Genomic DNA, 18,924 nt, shown 5'->3' on the forward strand with positions numbered 1-18,924 from the left:
GGCGGTGACGTGAGCAGACCACCTGGCATGGTGAGGACAAAAATAATGATTAGCCAAAGCCTTGTACGACCCAACCGTTCCATCGCGCAGTTGTTTAGCGCCACTGTTATTTCTTTGCTGCTGGTCAGCCCTGGTCTGGTGCACGCGGCAAACGCCGCCATCGACCCGTTGAACGAGCAGTCGCAACACCTCGAAGCCCCGCTGGCCGCGCCGCTGATTGGCGTGGCGCGCGCCGGCAGCGTGCTGGTCGGTGTAGGCCTGCACGGCCTGATTCAGCGCTCCGCCGACAACGGCAAAACCTGGCAGCAAGTGAGTAGCCCGGTGTCCAGCGACTTCACCCAAGTGCGCTTTAGCGACGCCAATAACGGCTGGATTGTCGGCCACGATTCTGTGGTGCTGCACAGCACCGACGCCGGCGCCACCTGGGCCGTGCAGTTAGACGGCCGCAAACTGCTGACCTTGCTTAACGACACCTACGGCAAACGCGCCGAGCAAGGCGATGAAGCGGCCGCTGATATGGTGCAGGAAGTCAGCCGCGCCATGGGCACGTCGGCCACGCCGGACGTGATGCCCGCGCCGCTCCTCGACGTACTGTTTGACGCCAATGGCCACGGCTTTGCTGTCGGCGCCTTCGGCATGATCGTGCGCAGCGACGACGCCGGCAAAACCTGGCAGCCGTGGATCGAACGCGCCGACAACGACCGCCGCATGCACTTGTATGGCTTGGCGCAACGCGACGGCATTTTCTATATCAGCGGTGAGCAAGGCTTGGTGCTGCGCCTCGACACCCGTCTGCCCGCCGACCAACAACGCTTTGTAAAACTCGACACCCCGTACACCGGCACCTACTTCGGCGTTACCGCGCTCGACCACTTGCTGGTGGCCTACGGACTGCGCGGCAATCTGTTTGTCAGCCGTGACGACGGTGCGCAATGGCAACAGCTGAACACCGAGCTCAGCAGCAGCTTGGTCAGCATCATCGAGCAGGGCAATGCCTTGATCGTGGTGAGCCAGGGTGGGCAATTGGTCAGCATTGATCGGGACAGTTTGCAGGTCACGCCGCTGGCCGATGCGCGGGTAGGCGAGGTGTATGCCGCCAGCGCCACCGAGACGGCCGGCAGCCTGGTTATCACGCGCTTTAGCGGCGCCAAGGTCATCGATATCGCCCAGGCCAACTAAGCGGCCCCGGCACGATTCCCCTACTGGAAAGAAGATATGGTCGAGCAAAAATTCAACAGCGGAATGCCAGTGATAGCCAAGCTGGAGGACTTTGATAAAAGCTCCGGCGGCTGGTTTGAACGGGTGATTTTCCATAACCGCGTGTTGGTCGTGGTGTTCTGCCTGCTCGCCACCGTGGTGCTGGGTTTCTTCGCCACCAAGCTGGAAGTCAATGCCAGTTTTGAAAAGATGATTCCAAGCTCCAGCCCGTACATCAAAAACTACCTGGCCAACAAAGATCAGTTGCCGGGGCTGGGTAACAGCATTCGCATCGTGGTCGAAAACAAGACCGGCGATATCTACGACCCCGAGTACCTGCTGGCCCTGCAAAAGGTCAACGACACCCTGTACCTGATTCCGGGCATTGACCGCTCGTGGATGAAGTCACTGTGGATGCCGATTGTCCGTTGGAAAGAAGTGACGGAGGAGGGCATTGACGGCGGTGCCGTGATGCCATCGGACTACGACGGCAGTGAGAAATCGATCAAGGCGCTGCGGCGCAACATCATGCGCGCCGGCATCACCGGCAACCTGGTGAGCAACGACAGCAAGTCGAGCATGATCGTCGCTCCGCTCCTGGACACCAATCCGCAAACCGGTAAGCCGCTGGATTACGGTGACTTCTCCAAAGAGCTGGAAAGCAAAATCCGCTCGCTGGAAAGCGACAAGATCGGCATCCATATCGTCGGCTTCAGCAAGTTGGTCGGCGACCTGATCGACGGCCTGTATTCGGTGATGCTGTTCTTTGGCGCGTCGGTAGTGATCGCCGGCCTGTTTGTGTACTTCTACACCCGCTGCCTGCGCAGCACGCTGTTGCTGGTGGGCGTGGCGGTGGCGGGGGTGGTGTGGCTGCTGGGGTTAATGCAAATCCTCGGCTACAACCTAGACCCGTACTCGATTCTGGTGCCGTTTTTGATCTTTGCCATCGGCATTTCCCATGGCACGCAAAAGATGAACGGCATCCTGCAGGACATCGGCCGGGGCACCCACAAATACGTGGCGGCGCGCTACACGTTCCGCCGTCTGTTCCTCACCGGGCTTACCGCGCTGCTGACCAATATCGTCGGCTTCGCCGTGCTGGTGATCATCGATATTCCGGTGATTCGCGACTTGGCACTCACCACCAGTATTGGCGTGGCGGTGCTGATTTTCACCAAGCTGCTGCTGATTCCGGTGGCGCTGTCGTACCTCGGCGTGAGCGAAAAAGCCGCGCGCATTGCCATTGCCAAAGACCAGGCCGGCGAAGCCAACCGGGGCTTCCTCGGCCATATCTGGCACGGCCTCGACCGCTTTACCGAACGTCCCATGGCCACGGCGGTGATCGCGTTGTCGTTGGTGGTTACGCTGATCGGCAGCTTGGTGATGATGCACCTCAAAGTCGGCGACCTGGACCCCGGCGCGCCGGAGCTGCGCGCCGACTCGCGCTACAACCGCGACAACGCCTACATCACCAGCAACTACGGCCTTTCCAGTGACCAGTTTGTGGTCATCGTGAAAACCAACGAAGACAGTTGCCGCCTGTATCCGTCCCTACAAAGCATGGACAAGCTGGCCTGGAAACTGCGCCAGACCCCCGGCGTACAAACCACCCAGTCGTTGGCGGAAACCGTGCGGATGATCAGCTCGGGCATGGCCGAAGGCAGCCCGAAATGGCTGAGCATCAGCCGTGATCAAGCCATCACCAACTCGGCGGTGGACGCGGCGATGATTTCATCCCCAGGCATCACCAATCAGCAGTGTTCCACCACGCCAATCATTGCCTACCTGGCCGACCACAAAGCCGACACGCTGACTCGCGTGTTGAAAGTGTCGGAAGACTTCGCCAAAGAAAACAACTCCGCCCCAGGCGCCGAACAGCCGGTGGAATTCCTCCTGGCAGCCGGTAACGCCGGTATCGAGGCGGCGACCAATATCGAGGTAGAGAAGGGCATCATCACCATGTACCTGGCGGTATATGGCGCTACTGCCTTGCTTTGCCTGCTGACCTTCCGCAGCTGGCGCGCCACGGTGGTCGCGTTGATTCCGCTGCTGATGACCACGGTGATCTGTAAGGCGCTGATGGTATGGCTGGGCATTGGCCTGAAGGTGGCCACCTTGCCGGTGATTGCCGTGGGTGTTGGCGTGGGAGTGGACTACGCCTTGTACCTGCTGAGCGTGCAGCTGGCGGTGCAGGAGCGCGGTGGCAGCCTGGCTGTGGCCTACCGCCGTTCGCTGGACTTCACCGGCCGTGTGGTCGCCTTAGTAGGCCTGACCATGGCCGCCGGCGTGATCACCTGGGCCTGGTCGCCCATCAAGTTCCAGGCCGACATGGGCATCCTGCTTACCTTCATGTTCCTGTGGAACATGCTCGGCGCGCTGATCCTGATTCCGGCGTTGTCGCACTACCTGCTCAACCCCAAAGGCAATTCCAAAGAGGGCGTAACCCTCGACCTGGAAGATGCCCGCGCGCAGCAGGAAACCCGCAAGCCGGCCGCCGATGCCGCCCACACCCTATTGACTGAGCCCGCCTTACCCCGGCGTGCCCGCTGACTAACAAGCCGGGCGCAAAAACCCCGGCTGGCTTTTGCAAGGAGAGAGAGATGTTCGAGTTATTGATGAGTGCCGACATGATGGTTCCGGACCCGGACGGCATGACGGAAATGTTGGTCGACAAGCTCGGTATCTACAAACACGAACGCTGGCGGCAGGCCTTCGACAACCACCCGTATATCGCCCACTTTCTCAGGGTGCATAAATCGCTGGCGGTGTCGCCCACCCGTATCGAACCGCAGTGGCACCTGGATCGCCCCAATCCCGGCGACCCGCTGTTCCACGACTTTCTTGAAAGCCTGAAAGACTTCCAGGGCCATCACCGGCCGATGATTACCCACTCCATCGTGCTCGCCCTGCATGGCGACAAATTCGATGCCCTGGTAGATAAACTGATGCGCCGCCGCCTGCCGTTCCGCATGGCCCAGCGTACCCCGGAAATGCCGTTCGACCGCCTGTGGCTGGGCGCCACGCCCGAGCAGCCGTACTACAAACCAACCGTCGACGGCGGCCTGTGCATCGAAATCATGCCCACCGAACCGCTGCAAATGCCGGCCGAAACCTACCAGCTGCCACCGATGCAGCCGCGTGATCTCAAGCCCGGCGACATGGTGCGCGTAACGGCCCGTGGCTTTTTGGTGCGTGACCTGGACGAAACCCTGCGCAAGGTGTCGACCAACCTCGACTGGGAGCCGAGCGGCCCGGTGGAAACCATTCGCAGCGAAGGCTACCGCCGTGCGCGCATGGGCTTTACCGTGCCCAACAGCGCTACCCTCGATGTGCTGGAAGCCACCTACTGGAACACCGACGCCGGCCACTACGTCAACAACTGGGGCCCGGGCCCGTACTACATCCGTATCGGCGTAAATGATCTGGCCGCCAAGGCCGAAGACTTGCGCGCCCGTGGCACCCAATTCCAATGGATTGAATCTTCCGAAGCCGTTGGTGGCCGTGCCTTGATCAAGATCGACCCGGCCGAGCTGAACGGCCAGGTCTTCGAGTTCGAGGAGATTCCTGCATGAGTGCAGCCCACAGCCAACCTGCTTCGGTGGTGATCAACGAGGCCGTGCGCCTGGAGCGCGAAGGCACTGTCGGCTGGGTAGTGCTGACCCGGCCGGGGCAGATCAATGCCATCAACGACGACATCCGTATGGGCGTGCCTCAGGCCCTGACGTTGTTGCAACTGGACGCCGAGATTCGCGTGATCGTGATTCGCGGCGAAGGCGAGCGCGGTTTCTGTGCCGGTGCCGATATCAAAGAACGCCGTGGCCCGGAAACCAGCCTGCAAGTGCGCAAGCGCATGGAAAACGTGCGCTGGATCGAAGCGCTGGACACGGTCGCGAAGCCGGTGATTGCCGCCATCCATGGCTACTGCATGGGCGGTGGGCTGGAACTGGTGCTGGCGTGCGATATCCGCTTCGCCGCGCCGAATGCCGTATTCGCTTTGCCGGAAACCGGCCTGGGGCTGATTCCCGGTGGTGGCGGCACCCAGCGGTTGTCCCGCGTGGTTGCCCCGGGCCAGGCGCTGGACATGCTGCTGACCGGCGACCGTATGACCGCCGAGCAGGCGCAACGTATTGGCCTGGTCAGCCGCCTGGCCACCGACAACGCCACACTGGTCGACGAGGTGCGGGCCTTTGCCCAACGCATCGGCGCCAAGCCGCCGACCGCCTCGGCGTTCGTGAAGCAGGCAGCCCGCGCCGCGCTGCAACTGGACCTGAAAAGCGGCCTTGATCTGGAGCTGGACCTGTTCGCGCTGCTGGCCCCGACCAAAGACGCCCGCGAAGCCGCATTGGCCTTTAGCGAACGCCGTGAGCCTCGCTTCACTGGTGAATAGCATCGGTGAGTAGCACCGGCGAGTAAGAACAAGAAGGAGAGCAGGGCATGAGTACAGGAAAACTGGCAGGGCGCGTCGCGATCATCACTGGCGCTGGTGGCGGCCTGGGCGCGGAATGCGCCCGCGTCTTGGCGTCTCACGGCGCCAGCATTGCCGTGGTCGATATCAATCTGGACGGCGCCACCGCCGTGGCTGAATCGCTGATCGCCGAGGGCCATCAGGCCCTGGCGATTCGCACCGATGTGTCCAGCGAAGACGACGTGCGCGCCATGGTCGCCCAGGTCAAAGAACGCTTTGGCCGCATCGACGTGCTGCACAACAACGCCGCCATTCTGAACGCCGAACAACGCCAGGCCGACCGCGACTTCGTCAACCTGGACATGGCCGCCTGGGACCGCGCCATCGCGGTCAACCTGCGCGGCGCGGTGCTGTGCACCAAGTACGTGATTCCGGTGATGCTGGAACACGGCAAAGGCTCGATCATTTTCGCCACCTCGGGGTTGGGTGTGCAGGGCGACATGTCCCTGACCGGCTACGCCACCTCCAAAGCCGGGCTGCTGATGCTGCCGCGTATGGTCGCCTCGCAATACGGCAAGCAAGGCATTCGCGGCAACGCCGTGCAGATCGGCCTGGCGCCGTCCGAGCACGCCATGCCCGAGCCGCTGCTGGAAATCTTGCGCGACAACCACTGCACCGCCGAACTCGGCACCCCTCGGCAAATCGCCGATGTGGTGGCGTTTCTGGCCAGCGATGAATCGTCGTTTGTCACTGGCACCACCCTGGTCGCCGATGGCGGCTTCAGTAGCCATACGCCGTCGCTGGTGGCCATGCGCGCGCTGTTCGCGCAGATGGGCCGCACCGGCATGTAACGGCGCTGTTTTCTTCTTTTCCGGCCACGTGCGGTTGCGCGAGGCCGACTCACGTCATGGAAGCCTTGTGATGAACCAAACAACAGCAAATACCGACTTCGATGTGATCGTGGTTGGCGGTGGCACCAACGGCCTGTCGGCCGGCTGCTACCTGGGCATGGAAGGCAAAAAAGTGCTGATCGTTGAGGCCTTGGACAAGGTCGGCGGCATGGCCTCATCCGGCTACCTGATTCCGGAAGCGCCGCAGCACCTGGTTCATCCTTGCGCCCTGGACATGATGTCGATGCGCGTGCACGCCCACGTGCCCGCTGAGCTGGAACTCGAACGCCATGGCCTTAAATGGGTAGAAGTGGCACCCGGTTATGTGTACCTGCACCCGGACGGTACCTCGCTGATCTTCTGGCGCGACCGCGAGAAAACCGCCGCCGAAATCCGCCGCTTCAGCCCCAAAGACGCCGAGGCGTTTTTGGAATTCATGAAAGTCATCGACCTGTTCCTCGACATCGCGCTGCCAATGATGCGGGTCGACCCGGCCAAATTTAACCTCGGCGTAAAGCTGAAAATGGCCGCCACCGCGATCAAACACAAAGCCCTGAAACCCGAGTTGATGGCGCTGATGACTGGCTCGGCACGCGCCGCTGCGCGCGAGCGCTTTGAACACCCGGTCACCATCTCAGCCATGTGCGCACTTACGGGCCTTGCCGGCGATATCACCGCAGATGGCGGCGGTATTTACTACGCGCTGCTGGGCTTTTTGCACCACTACGGCGTAGGGCGCGTGATTGGCGGTATGCAGCAGCTGAGCAATGCCATGCAGGCACGTTTTGAAGAGCTCGGCGGCCAGGTGTTGCTGTCGGCCAGCGTCAGCGAAATCGTGGCGGCCGATGGCAAGATCAAAGGCGTCAAACTCGCCGACGGCCGCGCTTTCAGCGCCCCGGTGGTGATCGCCGGCTGCCACCCGAAACCGGCGCTGGATATGGTCACGGCCGGCCAGATACCCCACTACCTGCTCACCCGTATGGCCATGGCCCCGGCCAACGCCAAAGGCTCGGGCCCGCTGAAAGTGGACGTGGCCCTGAGCGGCCAGATTTCCGTGCCACGCTACGAGGCCCTGCGGGGCGATGGCATCGACCTGCGTAAAACCGTAATGCTGATCGGCACCGAAGAAGCCGTACTGGAAAACTTCGCCGCCTGCGCCCGAGGCGAAGTACCCAAGCTGCCCTATATCACCGTGGCCGCCCCGAGCGGCCCCGACCCAAGCCAGGCCCCGGCCGGCCAGGACGTGTTGTACATCTACCCGCCGGTAATGCCCACCAACCCCAACGAGGGCTGGGATGCCTTGCGCGACAAGGTGGCCGATCAAGTGCTCGAGCAGCTGTATGCCTATATCGACGGCATTGAGGGCAAGGTAATTGGCCGACATATCGAAGCGGCGCCGGATTTCACCCGACGGCTGAATACCGTGAATGGCTGCGTGGTGCATATCGACACCACCTCGATGCGCTCGGCCACCATGCGCCCGGCCCATGGGCTTGGCGGCGATACGTTACCGGTGGCGGGGTTGTATCTCGGCAGCGCCGGTATTCACCCCGGTGGTGGCGTGAACGGAATGGCGGGGAAGTTGGCGGCCAAGCGTGTTAGTGCGTATTTGAAGAAGGCGAAATAGCGGCGAGCCGAGGTTTGCAGGAAGCGAGGCTGAAGCCGCTTCTACAGGGACCGCATTTCCTTGTAGGAGAGACTTCAGTCTCGAGCGTTTGATCGTTCGTGAAGGTAAAACCCCACTCACCCCTTCGGCCAACCCCCACCCAACGCCCGGTACAACTGCACCCGGTCCAGCGCCGCCTGCGTGGCGCTGTCCACCAGATCACTCTGCGTAGCGAGCAGGGCGCGTTGCACGCCGAGCACGTTGATAAAGTCGATGGCGCCTTGGGCGTAACGGTCGCGGGCCGTGGTCAGGGCCAGGGTGTTTTGCCGCACGGCTTCTTGCAGGGCGGTGTGGTGTTGTTTTTCGGCGGCGTAGTCGGTCATCGCGTTATCCACTTCGTGCCAGGCGCTAAGCACCACACGCTGGTATTCGATGGCCGCTTCCTGTTCTTGGCGTTTGCGTAGCTCCAGGGTGCCGGTCAGGCGCCCGCCTTGGAAAATCGGTAGGTACAGGCTGGGGCCGTAAGACCAGGTGCGCGAATTCCAAGCCGCAAAATCGGAGCCGTTCATGGCTTGCGAACCGAGGCTCGCCCCCAGGCTGATGCGCGGGTAGAAGTCCGCCTGCGCCACGCCGATGGCGGCCGTGGCACGGTGCAGGGCCGCTTCGCTTTTCTGGATGTCGGGGCGCCGCTGGGCCAGCTCCGAAGGCAGACCGATGGGCACGTCGGGCGCCGGGTCGGGGATTGCGGTGGCGGTGATCAGCTCGGCGTACAAGGCCCGCGGCGGCTGGCCCAGCAGAAAACTCAAGGCGTTGATCAGGCGATCCTGTTCGGCAGTGAGCACTGGCAGTACGGCTTCGATGGTGGCTACTTGGGCGGCGGAGTTGGCAGTATCCAGGTTGGTGGTTACGCCGTTGTCGAAGCGCGTAGTGGTCAGCGTGTTGCTCTGCCGGGCTATTTCCAGGTTTTGCCTGGCCACGGCCAACCGGGCTTGCACGCCGCGCAGGCGAATGTAGTCGGCGGCGGTTTCGGCGGTAATGCTCAGCACCACGCCGTCGCGTTGCGCGCGGGTCAATTGCAGCTCGGCATCGGCTGCTTCGACGCTGCGGCGCACATGGCCCCAAAGGTCGACTTCCCAGCTGGCATCGACAGCAGCGCTCCACAATTCGAACGGTGCTTGGCCGTTGTAATTGGACTCGTCCAGAACCCCCACCGAGCTGTTACGCGCGCGCTTGTAGGCGCCCCGGGCGCTGATGCCGGGCAATTGCTCACTGCCGGTCACCTGGCGCATCAGGCGGCTTTGTTCCAAGCGGTTGCTGGCAGTGCGCACGTCCAGATTGGCGATCGCAGCGCGCTCCACCAAAGCTGTCAATTTCGGGTCGCCCAGTTGCTGCCACCATTGGCTGTCGACGTGACCGAGGGTGGCGCCTTCTGGCGCGGTGTCCTGCCATGTGGTGGGCAGGGCCGATTGCGGGCTGTGAAAGTCGGGGCCTACTGTGCAAGCGCCCAGGCTTACCAGAGCCATAAACAGAAGCGTGTGTTTCATCTCAGTGGCCCTTGGTGGTGTCGACGCTGGCCACCACGGACATGCCGATGCGCAGGCGGTCAAGGTCGGGCTGGTCTTTATCAAAGATGATTTTCACCGGCAGGCGCTGGACCACTTTGGTGAAATTGCCCGTAGCGTTGTCGGGCACGATTTCGGAGAACGAAACGCCTGTAGCCGGGGCCACGCTGTCGATATGGCCTTTAAAGGTGTGATCGGGAACGCTGTCGACGTGCAGCTCCACTTCCTGGTTCTTGGTCATGCGCGCCAGTTGGGTTTCGCGAAAATTCGCCACCACAAAGGCGTCATGCACCGGCACCACGGCCATCAACGGTTGACCTTGGGCCACGTAGGCGCCAACACGCACCGAGCGCTGGCCCACCAAACCGTCTTGTGGCGCGGTGATTTTGGTATAGGACAGGTTGAGCTCCGCCTGCTGCAACGCGGCTTCATCCTTGGCCAGTTCGGCCTTGGCGACGTCCAGCTGCGCTTTAAGCACGTCCAGGGTTTTGCTGGCCGCCACGCGTGAGGCTTCATCACGGTCGCGGGAGGCTTGCCAGCCGAGTAATTCGGCGTCGGCCTTCTGCCGTTCCTGCTGGGTGCCGGCGCCGGAGTTGGAAAGGTTCAGGTAGCGCTGGGCATTGGCCTGGGCAAATTTCAGCGACGCAGCCGTGGCGCGTGTGGTGGCCTCAGCCTGATCGATAACGGCCGCTTGGCGTTCGATGGTCGCTTGCAGGTTGAGCAGTTGCGCCTTGGCAGCCAGCACATTGGCGGCTGCAGCGGCTTGAGCGACGCGGTAGTCGCGGTCATCGATTTCGGCCAGCAGTTGCCCGGCTTTTACGGCCTGGTTGTCTTCCACCGCGACCTTGGTGATCTGCCCCGGCAGGCGCGGGGAAATGAGCACCGAGTCGGCTCGAATGTAGGCGTCGTCGGTGCTTTGCACGGCGCTGGTGCTAAGAATTTCGTAGCCGGTGTACACGGCGCACAGCACGACAGCTGCGCACACCAGAGTGATGGCGGTTCTATGTTGTTTCATGGCGATACCGGGGGTTGCGGTGGATAGGCGCGCTTGGGCAACGTCAGCAGAACGAGCAGCAGCACAGCAATAACGCCCAGCAACGCCAGGTAGGCGTCGCTGAAGCTGAGGATGAGGGCCTGCTCGCGCACGCGCTCGGCCAGCGAGGTAAGGGTTTCATTGGGAAACAGCGGGGTGAGGCCCTGATGGCGGGCCCCCAGGCTGTCCAGCAGGGTGTTGGAATGCAGGTGCTGACGGTGGGTGATGAAGTTTTCCAACGCCGAGGCGCCGACCACCGAAAACAGCCCGCGCATTGTGTTGACCATCGACGAAGCGAATGGCCCTTCCAGCGGGTGGATGACCCCGGTGGCGTTCATCAGCAAGGGCACCACGATCATAGGTTGACCGAAGGCATGCAGAATTTGCAGGGCGTAAAAGTCGTCGCGGATCCACTCGCGGGTCAGCTGCGAGCCGCCTAGGCAGGCAACGGTCATCAGCAGCAGCCCGGTGCCAATGACATAACGCGAGTCCACCCAGTTACGGTTGATCACCATGGCCACCAACGGCGCCAGCAGCAGCTGCGGCAGAGCGATCAACAGCGCCGTGGGCATGGTTTGCAAATGGCGGTAGCCCTGAATCTCGGTGAGGTAGGCAGCCGGAATGGCGCCGCCGGCCAACCCCAGCATCAGGAACAGGCAGAGGGTGATAATGCCGTAGGCAAAGTTGCGGCGTTCCAGCAGCTGCAGCTTGAACAGCGGCAGCGGGTGGAACCATTCATTCAGCAGAAACAGCGGCAGGCACACGGCGGCGCCCAATAGCAGCAAGGCGATCAGGGGCGAGTTCAGCCAGTCCAGGCGCTCGCCTTGGGTCAGCGCCACCACCAGCATGGAAATGCCGCCCACACCCAGCAATGCACCGCGCCAGTCGGCCTGTTTGAAACGCTCCAGACGCAGCGGGTCTTGTGGCAAGCCATAGGCAATCAAGCCAGCACCGATCAGGGCGGTAGGCACGATTTGCCAGAACACCATTCGCCAATTACCACCTTCGGTCCACAAGGCGGCCAGCGGCGTGGCAATATTAGGCCCGAACGTGGCCGTCAGCGCGTAGGCAGACAGCCCGTAAAGCTTCACGTGCCAGGGTAAAAACCGCAGGGCGACAGTCATCAACAACGGTGGCAATGCACCGCCGGCCAACCCTTGCAATACCCGCAGCGCCACCAGGCTTTCAAAGTTCGGCGCCAGGGGAATGATCAGACCGAAGAAGGTAAAGGCGCCGGTCACCACGATGGCGTAGCGGCGGATTGAAAAGGTCACCGCCAACCACGGCGACAGCAACATGGCGCTGACCTCGGCGGCGGCGTAGGCGGTGCTGATCCACGTGCCTTGGTCGTGGCCAAGGCCGTAGATGCCAAGAATGTCGGCCAGCACAATGTCGGTCATGCGGTCGTTGATGCCCGCCGTCAGGGTGGCCAGCAGCACGCCGATCAAGCCAATGGCAAGCCGTGGCCCAAAGGGGGCTGGCGCGGGAGGAGGAGGTGGGGCAGACAAAGGAATGTTCCTGCAACGATGGGAAAATACATACAACCTAAATACTTGGTACACTGTACCGACTAGCGATACACAAGGCAAGCTGATGACCAGTGCTGATTCGGATAAAGGTGGTGTGCAAGTCATTGCACGGGCGGCGGCAATCTTGCGCACGTTGGAAAACGAGCCCAGCGGGTTGAGCCTGGGAGCTATCGCGAAAAAAAGCGGCCTGCCGCGCTCCACGGTGCAGCGCATGGTCGATGCCCTGGCGCAGGAAGAATTGCTCGAAGTGCAGGGGCCTGGCGGCGTTTGCCTGGGCCCGGCGTTTATGCGCCTGGCGTCCCATAGCCATGTGGACATCACCCAGAAAGCCCGGCCCTACCTGGAAGAGTTGACCCGGGTGACCGGTGAAACCGCCGTGTTGACGGGGGCGAGTGGATTGGAACTGATGCTGCTGCATTCTGTGGTGTCACCCCATGCCCTGCGCGTGGCGCCGGTGGCGGGCAACTTTCTGAATATCTACGCCACAGCCGGCGGCAAAATTCTGTTGGCGGCCATGACCGACGAGGCGGTGGTGCGCATGCTTGGCGATACGCTCAAACCCATTACCGCCAAGACGCCCACCATGACGGAGCTGTTAGCGCAGTTGGCCGAGGTGCGGCGCATCGGGTTTGCCACCGACTTTGACGAACACACCGTAGGGGTGGGTGCGATAGCCGTCAGCCTGCAAACGCCACAAGGCCAATATTCCATCGACGTGGTCGGCCCGGTGTGGCGCATGGAGCAGAACATGGATTCGTTGAAGGCGGCGCTGTTCAAATGCCAGCAAGACCTTATCCAGGCCATGCGCAGCATTTTTTGATTGGCCAGGGTGGCTGGCGCGCTGGATGGCGCCAGCCGTTATGACGCGTTGACGATGCCCGCGCCCAGCGAAATGCTGGCCAGCACGAAGTCTGCCGAGTATTCCCGCCAGGTCGCCATCCCTTCTTCCGAATCGGTATCAACCCCCGCCAACGCCGACATCGAATAGCTGTTGGTAAACCACCCCGTGGTCACCAACGAGGCGCTGGCCAGCAGCAATCGAGGATTGATGCCCGCGCGAAAATCACCGCTCGCCGCCCCGCGCAGCAATATCGCTTCCAGCTTGCCAATCAAGGCCGGTGCCAATTCCAGAAAGCGGTTGCGTGGCGTTTGGTGCGCGTCGTGGTAACGAATCCCTTCCAGCGCCAGGCTGCCCAGAAAAGGGTCAAACCGGTACTGGTCAAAGAAGTGATTGAGCAGGGCGCGCATGGCCTGCGGCGGAGGCAGTTGCTCGACGCTCAGGTTCACTAGCTCCGACATGATGTTGTCCGAAGACTCATCCAGCACCGCCACAAACAAGCCTTCTTTCGAACCGTAGTAGTGGTACACCAACTGCTTGGTCACCCCGGCCTCGCGGGCAATTTCTTCCACCCGCGCACCCGCCAGGCCTTTGCTGGCGAATTCGATGCGTGCCGCCGCGAGCAGGCGGTTCATGGTGTTGCGTTTGCCCTGTTCGCCGCCGTCGGCTGTCTTGCCCTTTACCGCCACATCGCGCTCCTTGTGCCGCGTGATTCATACCTTGAAGCATTTGCCTGACGGCCATCGTTTGACCCCAGGTCAAACGAAGTGACCCCCTGCCAAAACCGCATGCGCATACCATCGGTCCACAGGTTCGGGCTTGCCCACACCACCTGTCGGCACGCCCAAGCACCGAGGCGCCGCAAGGCGAACAGTCTTGGTGCACTGAACAATAAAAACAAGAGACTGTAGGAGATCGTGATGAGCAACGAAAGCGCCGCCCTGGACCTGGCCACCGCCTATTCCGCCGTGTCGGACCTGTACCGCGGTACCGAGCTGGATATTCATGAGGTCTGCCGGCAGCAGCGCCATATCTCGCCGATCTATGAAGGCGACTTCATCACCCAGTTTGGCGTGCCCACCAACGCCGGCACCAAACAGGGCACCAAACCCACCTACGCCTTGTTCAAATACCAGGACGTGATGGCCGTATTGCGAGACGGCGCCACCTACACCAGCGGCTTTATCGCCGAAGGCCTGGGCGCGTTTTTCGATGGCCTGATCATTCTGGCCATGGACGGTGACGAACACCGCAAAGTGCGCGCACTGCTGCAGCCGGCGTTTATGCCGGAAACCGTGAACAAATGGCGCCCGCAGATCGACCAGGTAATCCGCGAGGAGTACATCCAGAAGATGCTGCCGGACAAAAAGGCCGACCTGATGAAATTCGGCCTCGAGCTGCCGATTCGCGTGATGTACGCGCTGATGGGCTTTCCCTCCGACGACCCATCCAAATACAAGCAATACGCCGCCTGGGCGTTGGCCATTGTCGGTGGCAACCAGATCGACCCGGCCAAGATGGACGAAGCGCGCCGCCAAGCGGGCCTGGCGGTAAAAGGTCTGTACGACGCCTTGGCCGACGTGGTGGTCAAGCGCCGCGCCGAAGGCAGCCAAGGCGACGACGTGGTCGGCCGCCTGCTTCGCGCCGAATACGAAGGCCGCACTCTGGACGACCACGAGGTAATCACCTTCACCCGCTCGTTGTTGCCCGCCGCCGGGGAAACCACCACGCGCATGTTCGGCTCGGTAATGACCCTGCTGCTCACCACCCCCGGCCTGCTGGAGCGAGTAAAAGCCGACCGCACGCTCATCAACAAACTGATGGACGAAACCACCCGCTTTGAACCGGTGGCCACCTTCAAGGTGCGTGAAACCGCCAAAGAGGTGGAATTCCACGGCGTGAAGATCCCTAAAGGCTCGTTCGTGCAATGCATGGTGATCTCCGCTAACCGCGACGAAGACGCCTTTGAAAACGCCGATAAATTCGACATCGACCGCAAGACGAAACCGTCCTTCGGCTTCGGTTTTGGCCCGCATATGTGCATCGGTCAGTTCGTCGCCAAGTTGGAAATCAGCAGCGCGGTAAACGCCATTCTCGACCTGCTCCCCAACCTGCGCCTGGACCCGACCCAGCCGGTGCCGGTGATCAGCGGTGCGCAACTGCGCGGTGTTTCCAAGCTGCCGGTGATCTGGGACTGACCCCACACCACAACCTCACCTTTACGCCTAACAAAAACAACAGAGGGCATTATGAGAACGTTCAAAACCATTCCCGAGCGCGGCGACTTCGGCTTTCAGCAACTGGTCGGCCCACACAAGGTCACCGGCGCCTCCATGGCCGCCGAGCGTGGCTTCTTCGGCCTACACCTGAGCAAAAGCTCGCCGTTTGGCTCGGTGCGTGACGAGGAGGGCAACATCTACTCCTTCGTGCGCTCGCTGATGGCCCCCAACGGCACGCCGAACCCGACCAAATTCTTCTACCTCAACAACCACGTCGATAACGTCAACCTGCGCATGGACTATCCGAAGATGGCCAAGCAGGCCCTGACGCCAAAACCGGTGCAAACCCTGGAAGGCGACACCGTGCGCTGGACCAATCAGCCCGGCGAAGAAGGCAATGGCTGGGAAATCACCGCCAACAGCGAACGCCTGACCTGGAAAGAAGAAGGCCTGTTTAACCTCGAAGGCCGCCTGCTCGGCCCCGGCCTGCAGTGGTACCTGCCGGGCGTGGAGTGGGGCACTTTTTACGTGTCGCAGCTGTGGGATGTTGCCGGCGTGTGCGAAGGCCGCCCCGTAAAAGGGGCCCTGGCCCTTGACCAGTTCTACATGGCCGAAGGCGGCGCCATTCACTACAAAAAAGACCTGGTGGTAAACAACAACAAGCACGTGATCTGGTGGTCGTTCGTCACCGTTTACAAAGACGGCACCTGGGACACCGGCTCCTTTATGGTCGGCCACGACCACCTCGGCTACGCCATTTTCAATAACGAAAAAGGTGAAGTGCGGGTAACCACCGATATCGAAGGCAAGACCGAGCACAAAGACGGCAGCTACTTCCTCAAGAGCGCGGTCATCACCCTGGAAGGCAAAGAGCAGTGGGAATTCTTGCCCGACGAGAAGGGCGAGATGATCGACTTCGTCGGCGGCTTCCCGATTACCGCCCAGCAAGAAGGGCGCTGGCGCAAAGTGGGCGATACCCGCGAGCCGTCGCATTGGTTGGGTTGGGGGGAGTCGGATCGGCGTAATGGGTCGGCGCGGAATGTGTTTGGCAAAGATCTGTAAGCCTTACGCTTGGTAGGGTGTGCTGTGCGCACCATTGCGATCGCCGCCAAACCGCATGGTGCGCATAGCACACCCTACAAAAGCCCTACCCATAACGATAAGGAACCCCCATGAAATTCCGTGACAAAGTCGTCCTCATCACCGGCGCCGGCCGTGGCATGGGCCGGGCCATCGCCCTGGCCTACGCCCGCGAAGGCGCCAAGGTGGTCGTCAGCGCCCGCACAGCCAAATACGGCGAAGAAACCATCCAGCAAATCATCGATCTCGGCGGCGAAGCCTGCCTGGTCGGCGGCGACATCGCCGACCGCGAAGCCATCAAAGCCATGGTGCAGGGCGGCGTTGAGCGCTTCGGCGGCCTGGATATCGTGGTGCACTGCGCCGCCGATACCAGCAGCGGCCTGATGGCCGAAATGGCCGACGACGTCTTCGACCATATCGTGCGCAGCAACGTGCAATCGCTGTTCTGGCTGGCCAAAGACAGCGCGCCGTACCTGTCCAAAGCCGTCGACAAAGGCCGGCTGATCTTTATTTCCTCCGGCGAAGCCAACCGCAAATACACCCCGCGGCTGATCGCCTACGGCTCCACCAAAGCCTTTATGAACGCCTTTGCCCGTGGCCTGGCGGTGGAATTCGGCGCCCTGAATATCCTCGTCAACGTGGTCGAGCCCGGCCTGATCGGCACCGACCATATGCACGAAACCCTGGGCGACGACCTGCCGCATAAAATCGCCGCGCACTTTCCGGTCGGTCGTTTGGGGCAGTCGGCAGATATCGCCAACGCCGTGCTGTTTCTCACCTCCAACGAAGCCTCCTATATCACCGGCACCTCGCTGCTGGTCGATGGCGGCGCCACCATGATTGCTCTGCCGAAAATCGACGAAATCCTCAAGGGCTAATCCGCACGACGCAGGAGACCGGGTCATGAATAACAACAAGAACGAGACCGCCCACAGCGGCAATGATTTTTCCGAATTCAAACGCGGCTGGCGCGTGGTGCTGCTGGGCCTGTTCGGCATCTGCACCAGCATCACCGCCGCCTTGCTCTACGCCTTCGGCACCCTGGTTATTCCACTGGAACAAGCCTTCGGCTGGACCCGTGGCGACCTGCAAGCCTCCATCACCTTTCTGTTCGCTGGCGTGGCCATTTCCACCCAGGTGGTGGGCTGGCTCTACCGCCGCTTCGGCCTGCGCCGCGTAGCGCTGTTTTCCATCGTGCTGCAGATAGTCGGCTACTTCGCCATCACCCAGATCCAGGGCTCGATTGCCTGGCTGTATTTTGCGTTTTTCACCATGCCCATCGTCTGCGCCGGCACCATCGCCATCACCTGGACGCAACTGGTCAACCTCTGGTTCGAACGCAACCGTGGCCTGGCTCTGGCGGTGATTCTTTGCGGCACCGGTTTGATGGCCATGGTGCTGCCACCGCTGCTCTCACGCCTGATCGCCGCCTACGGCTGGCAAGCTGGCTTTATCGCCCTGAGCGCCATGCCGCTGCTGTTCACCTTGCCACTCTCGCTGCTCTGGCTGCGCCTGCCGGCCGAGCGCGTGAGCGTGGATGCCGTTACCCAGGAAAAAACCGTCGACCTGCACGGCGTCACCTTCAAAGAAGCCCTGCGCTCCGGCGTGTATTGGGGCTTTAACATCGCGCTGATTCTGTCGGTATCGCTCACCGTCGGCATGGTCACCAACATGGTGCCCATGCTGATCAGCAAAGGCCTGACCCCGCAGGACGCCGCCCAGGTATTCAGCACCTTCGGCATCTCCATCATCGGCGGGCGCTTGCTGGTCGGTTACCTGCTCGACCGTTACTCGCCGTCCCTGGTGGCCGCCATCAGCCTGGCGCTGCCGGCCGTAGGCTGCCTGATCTTCCTGTTCGGCGGCGCGCAAAGCATTCCGCTGCTGGTACTCGCCACCCTGTGCATCGGCGCCAGCGCCGGCGCCGAATTCGACCTGGCCGCCTTTCTGATGGCCCGCTACTTCGGCCTGAAAGACTACGCACGCATCTTCGGCCTGCACCTGTGCCTGATCACCATCGTCTCCGGCCTGGTACCCATGCTGTTCGGCCACCTCTACGACGTCTACGGCAGCTACTCCGCCGTGCTGGTGTGCTGCTTCTGCTGCGCCCTGATCGGCCCCTGCATATTGCTGTGGCTGAAAATGGAGCCCGCCTTTCAAGCCCGCCAACGCCAACTTCACCAACAACACGCCTAAGCGAAGGACCGAGATATGAGCATGGACAAACAGGCCATCGAACACTTCCTCCACGGCCAGATCGAGGCCTGGAACAGCGGCGACAAAGAAGCCTTTTTCGCCCACTACCGCAGCGTGTCGCCCAACGGATTGACCATCGAATACGTCGGCAAACCACAGCACGACGCCTGGCAGATTCTCGAAGGCATGTGGGCGCAGCAACAGCCGAAGATTCGCGTGGAAGTGCGGCAGTGCATCGTTAATGGCACCGAGGCGGCGTGTCACCACCTAAACGCGTTTCGCGAAGGGGAAGGGGGTATTGAGACGATTGAGCTGTACAAGTTTGAGGGAGGGAAATTGGCGGTGCGGTATTTCATCAATATGTAGCGTGTA

The 18,924-nt window shown here is 61.6% G+C and carries 16 protein-coding genes; 12 read left to right on the plus strand and 4 right to left on the minus strand.

Annotation, left to right across the window (positions count from 1 at the left end):
* Positions 1-45: 45 nt before the first annotated feature.
* The 6 genes from PKE98_RS08790 to PKE98_RS08815 all read left to right on the plus strand — a co-directional run bounded on the left by PKE98_RS08790 (position 46) and on the right by PKE98_RS08815 (position 8,119).
* Positions 46-1,179, plus strand: a complete 1,134-nt coding sequence (locus PKE98_RS08790) for a WD40/YVTN/BNR-like repeat-containing protein (RefSeq protein WP_271194905.1) — start codon at positions 46-48, stop codon at positions 1,177-1,179.
* A 36-nt stretch (positions 1,180-1,215) separates the two neighbouring features.
* The gene (locus tag PKE98_RS08795) at positions 1,216-3,747 is read left to right on the plus strand and encodes an efflux RND transporter permease subunit (RefSeq protein WP_271194906.1); all 2,532 of its coding nucleotides are present in this window, start codon (positions 1,216-1,218) and stop codon (positions 3,745-3,747) included.
* Between the two features lie 50 nt (positions 3,748-3,797).
* Complete coding sequence (locus PKE98_RS08800; protein ID WP_271194907.1) at positions 3,798-4,769, plus strand: VOC family protein; 972 nt, start codon at positions 3,798-3,800, stop codon at positions 4,767-4,769.
* Entirely contained in the window at positions 4,766-5,584 is an 819-nt protein-coding gene (locus PKE98_RS08805) for an enoyl-CoA hydratase/isomerase family protein (RefSeq protein ID WP_271194908.1), read from the plus strand. The genes PKE98_RS08800 and PKE98_RS08805 overlap by 4 nt, the downstream gene beginning before the upstream one ends.
* Positions 5,585-5,631: 47 nt before the next feature.
* The gene (locus PKE98_RS08810; protein ID WP_271194909.1) at positions 5,632-6,453 is read left to right on the plus strand and encodes an SDR family NAD(P)-dependent oxidoreductase; all 822 of its coding nucleotides are present in this window, start codon (positions 5,632-5,634) and stop codon (positions 6,451-6,453) included.
* 70 nt (positions 6,454-6,523) lie between these two features.
* Positions 6,524-8,119, plus strand: coding sequence for a phytoene desaturase family protein (locus PKE98_RS08815; RefSeq protein WP_271194910.1), 1,596 nt, complete (start codon positions 6,524-6,526; stop codon positions 8,117-8,119).
* 116 nt (positions 8,120-8,235) lie between these two features.
* Here the strand turns inward: PKE98_RS08815 and PKE98_RS08820 are convergent, their stop codons facing one another.
* The 3 genes from PKE98_RS08820 to PKE98_RS08830 are packed head-to-tail and all read right to left on the minus strand — an operon-like array spanning position 8,236 to position 12,201.
* Complete coding sequence (locus PKE98_RS08820; protein WP_271194911.1) at positions 8,236-9,642, minus strand: efflux transporter outer membrane subunit; 1,407 nt, start codon at positions 9,640-9,642, stop codon at positions 8,236-8,238.
* Between the two features lies 1 nt (position 9,643).
* Positions 9,644-10,675 carry an HlyD family secretion protein gene (locus PKE98_RS08825; protein ID WP_271194912.1) on the minus strand — a complete coding sequence of 344 codons (1,032 nt, stop codon included), beginning with the start codon at positions 10,673-10,675 and terminating at the stop codon, positions 9,644-9,646.
* Complete coding sequence (locus PKE98_RS08830; RefSeq protein WP_271194914.1) at positions 10,672-12,201, minus strand: MFS transporter; 1,530 nt, start codon at positions 12,199-12,201, stop codon at positions 10,672-10,674. The genes PKE98_RS08825 and PKE98_RS08830 overlap by 4 nt, the downstream gene beginning before the upstream one ends.
* Before the next feature lie 85 nt (positions 12,202-12,286).
* Between PKE98_RS08830 and PKE98_RS08835 the strand changes: the two genes are divergently transcribed.
* Positions 12,287-13,042, plus strand: coding sequence for an IclR family transcriptional regulator (locus PKE98_RS08835; protein WP_271194915.1), 756 nt, complete (start codon positions 12,287-12,289; stop codon positions 13,040-13,042).
* A 38-nt stretch (positions 13,043-13,080) separates the two neighbouring features.
* Here PKE98_RS08835 and PKE98_RS08840 read toward each other — a convergent pair whose 3' ends face one another.
* A complete protein-coding gene (locus PKE98_RS08840; protein ID WP_271195206.1) occupies positions 13,081-13,695 on the minus strand; it encodes a TetR/AcrR family transcriptional regulator in 615 nt (204 codons plus the stop codon).
* A gap of 285 nt (positions 13,696-13,980) precedes the next feature.
* Between PKE98_RS08840 and PKE98_RS08845 the strand changes: the two genes are divergently transcribed.
* The 5 genes from PKE98_RS08845 to PKE98_RS08865 all read left to right on the plus strand — a co-directional run bounded on the left by PKE98_RS08845 (position 13,981) and on the right by PKE98_RS08865 (position 18,918).
* A complete protein-coding gene (locus PKE98_RS08845) occupies positions 13,981-15,258 on the plus strand; it encodes a cytochrome P450 (RefSeq protein WP_271194916.1) in 1,278 nt (425 codons plus the stop codon).
* Between the two features lie 51 nt (positions 15,259-15,309).
* Positions 15,310-16,341 (plus strand): hypothetical protein, encoded by a 1,032-nt coding sequence (locus PKE98_RS08850; protein WP_271194917.1) that lies wholly within the window; start codon positions 15,310-15,312, stop codon positions 16,339-16,341.
* A gap of 110 nt (positions 16,342-16,451) precedes the next feature.
* Positions 16,452-17,237, plus strand: a complete 786-nt coding sequence (locus PKE98_RS08855) for an SDR family NAD(P)-dependent oxidoreductase (RefSeq protein WP_271194918.1) — start codon at positions 16,452-16,454, stop codon at positions 17,235-17,237.
* Between the two features lie 25 nt (positions 17,238-17,262).
* Positions 17,263-18,552 (plus strand): MFS transporter, encoded by a 1,290-nt coding sequence (locus PKE98_RS08860; RefSeq protein WP_271194919.1) that lies wholly within the window; start codon positions 17,263-17,265, stop codon positions 18,550-18,552.
* Positions 18,553-18,567: 15 nt separating this feature from the next.
* Positions 18,568-18,918, plus strand: coding sequence for a nuclear transport factor 2 family protein (locus tag PKE98_RS08865; RefSeq protein WP_271194920.1), 351 nt, complete (start codon positions 18,568-18,570; stop codon positions 18,916-18,918).
* Positions 18,919-18,924: the final 6 nt, after the last annotated feature.

This window comes from Pseudomonas turukhanskensis, assembly GCF_027922365.1.
Taxonomy (GTDB): domain Bacteria; phylum Pseudomonadota; class Gammaproteobacteria; order Pseudomonadales; family Pseudomonadaceae; genus Aquipseudomonas; species Aquipseudomonas turukhanskensis.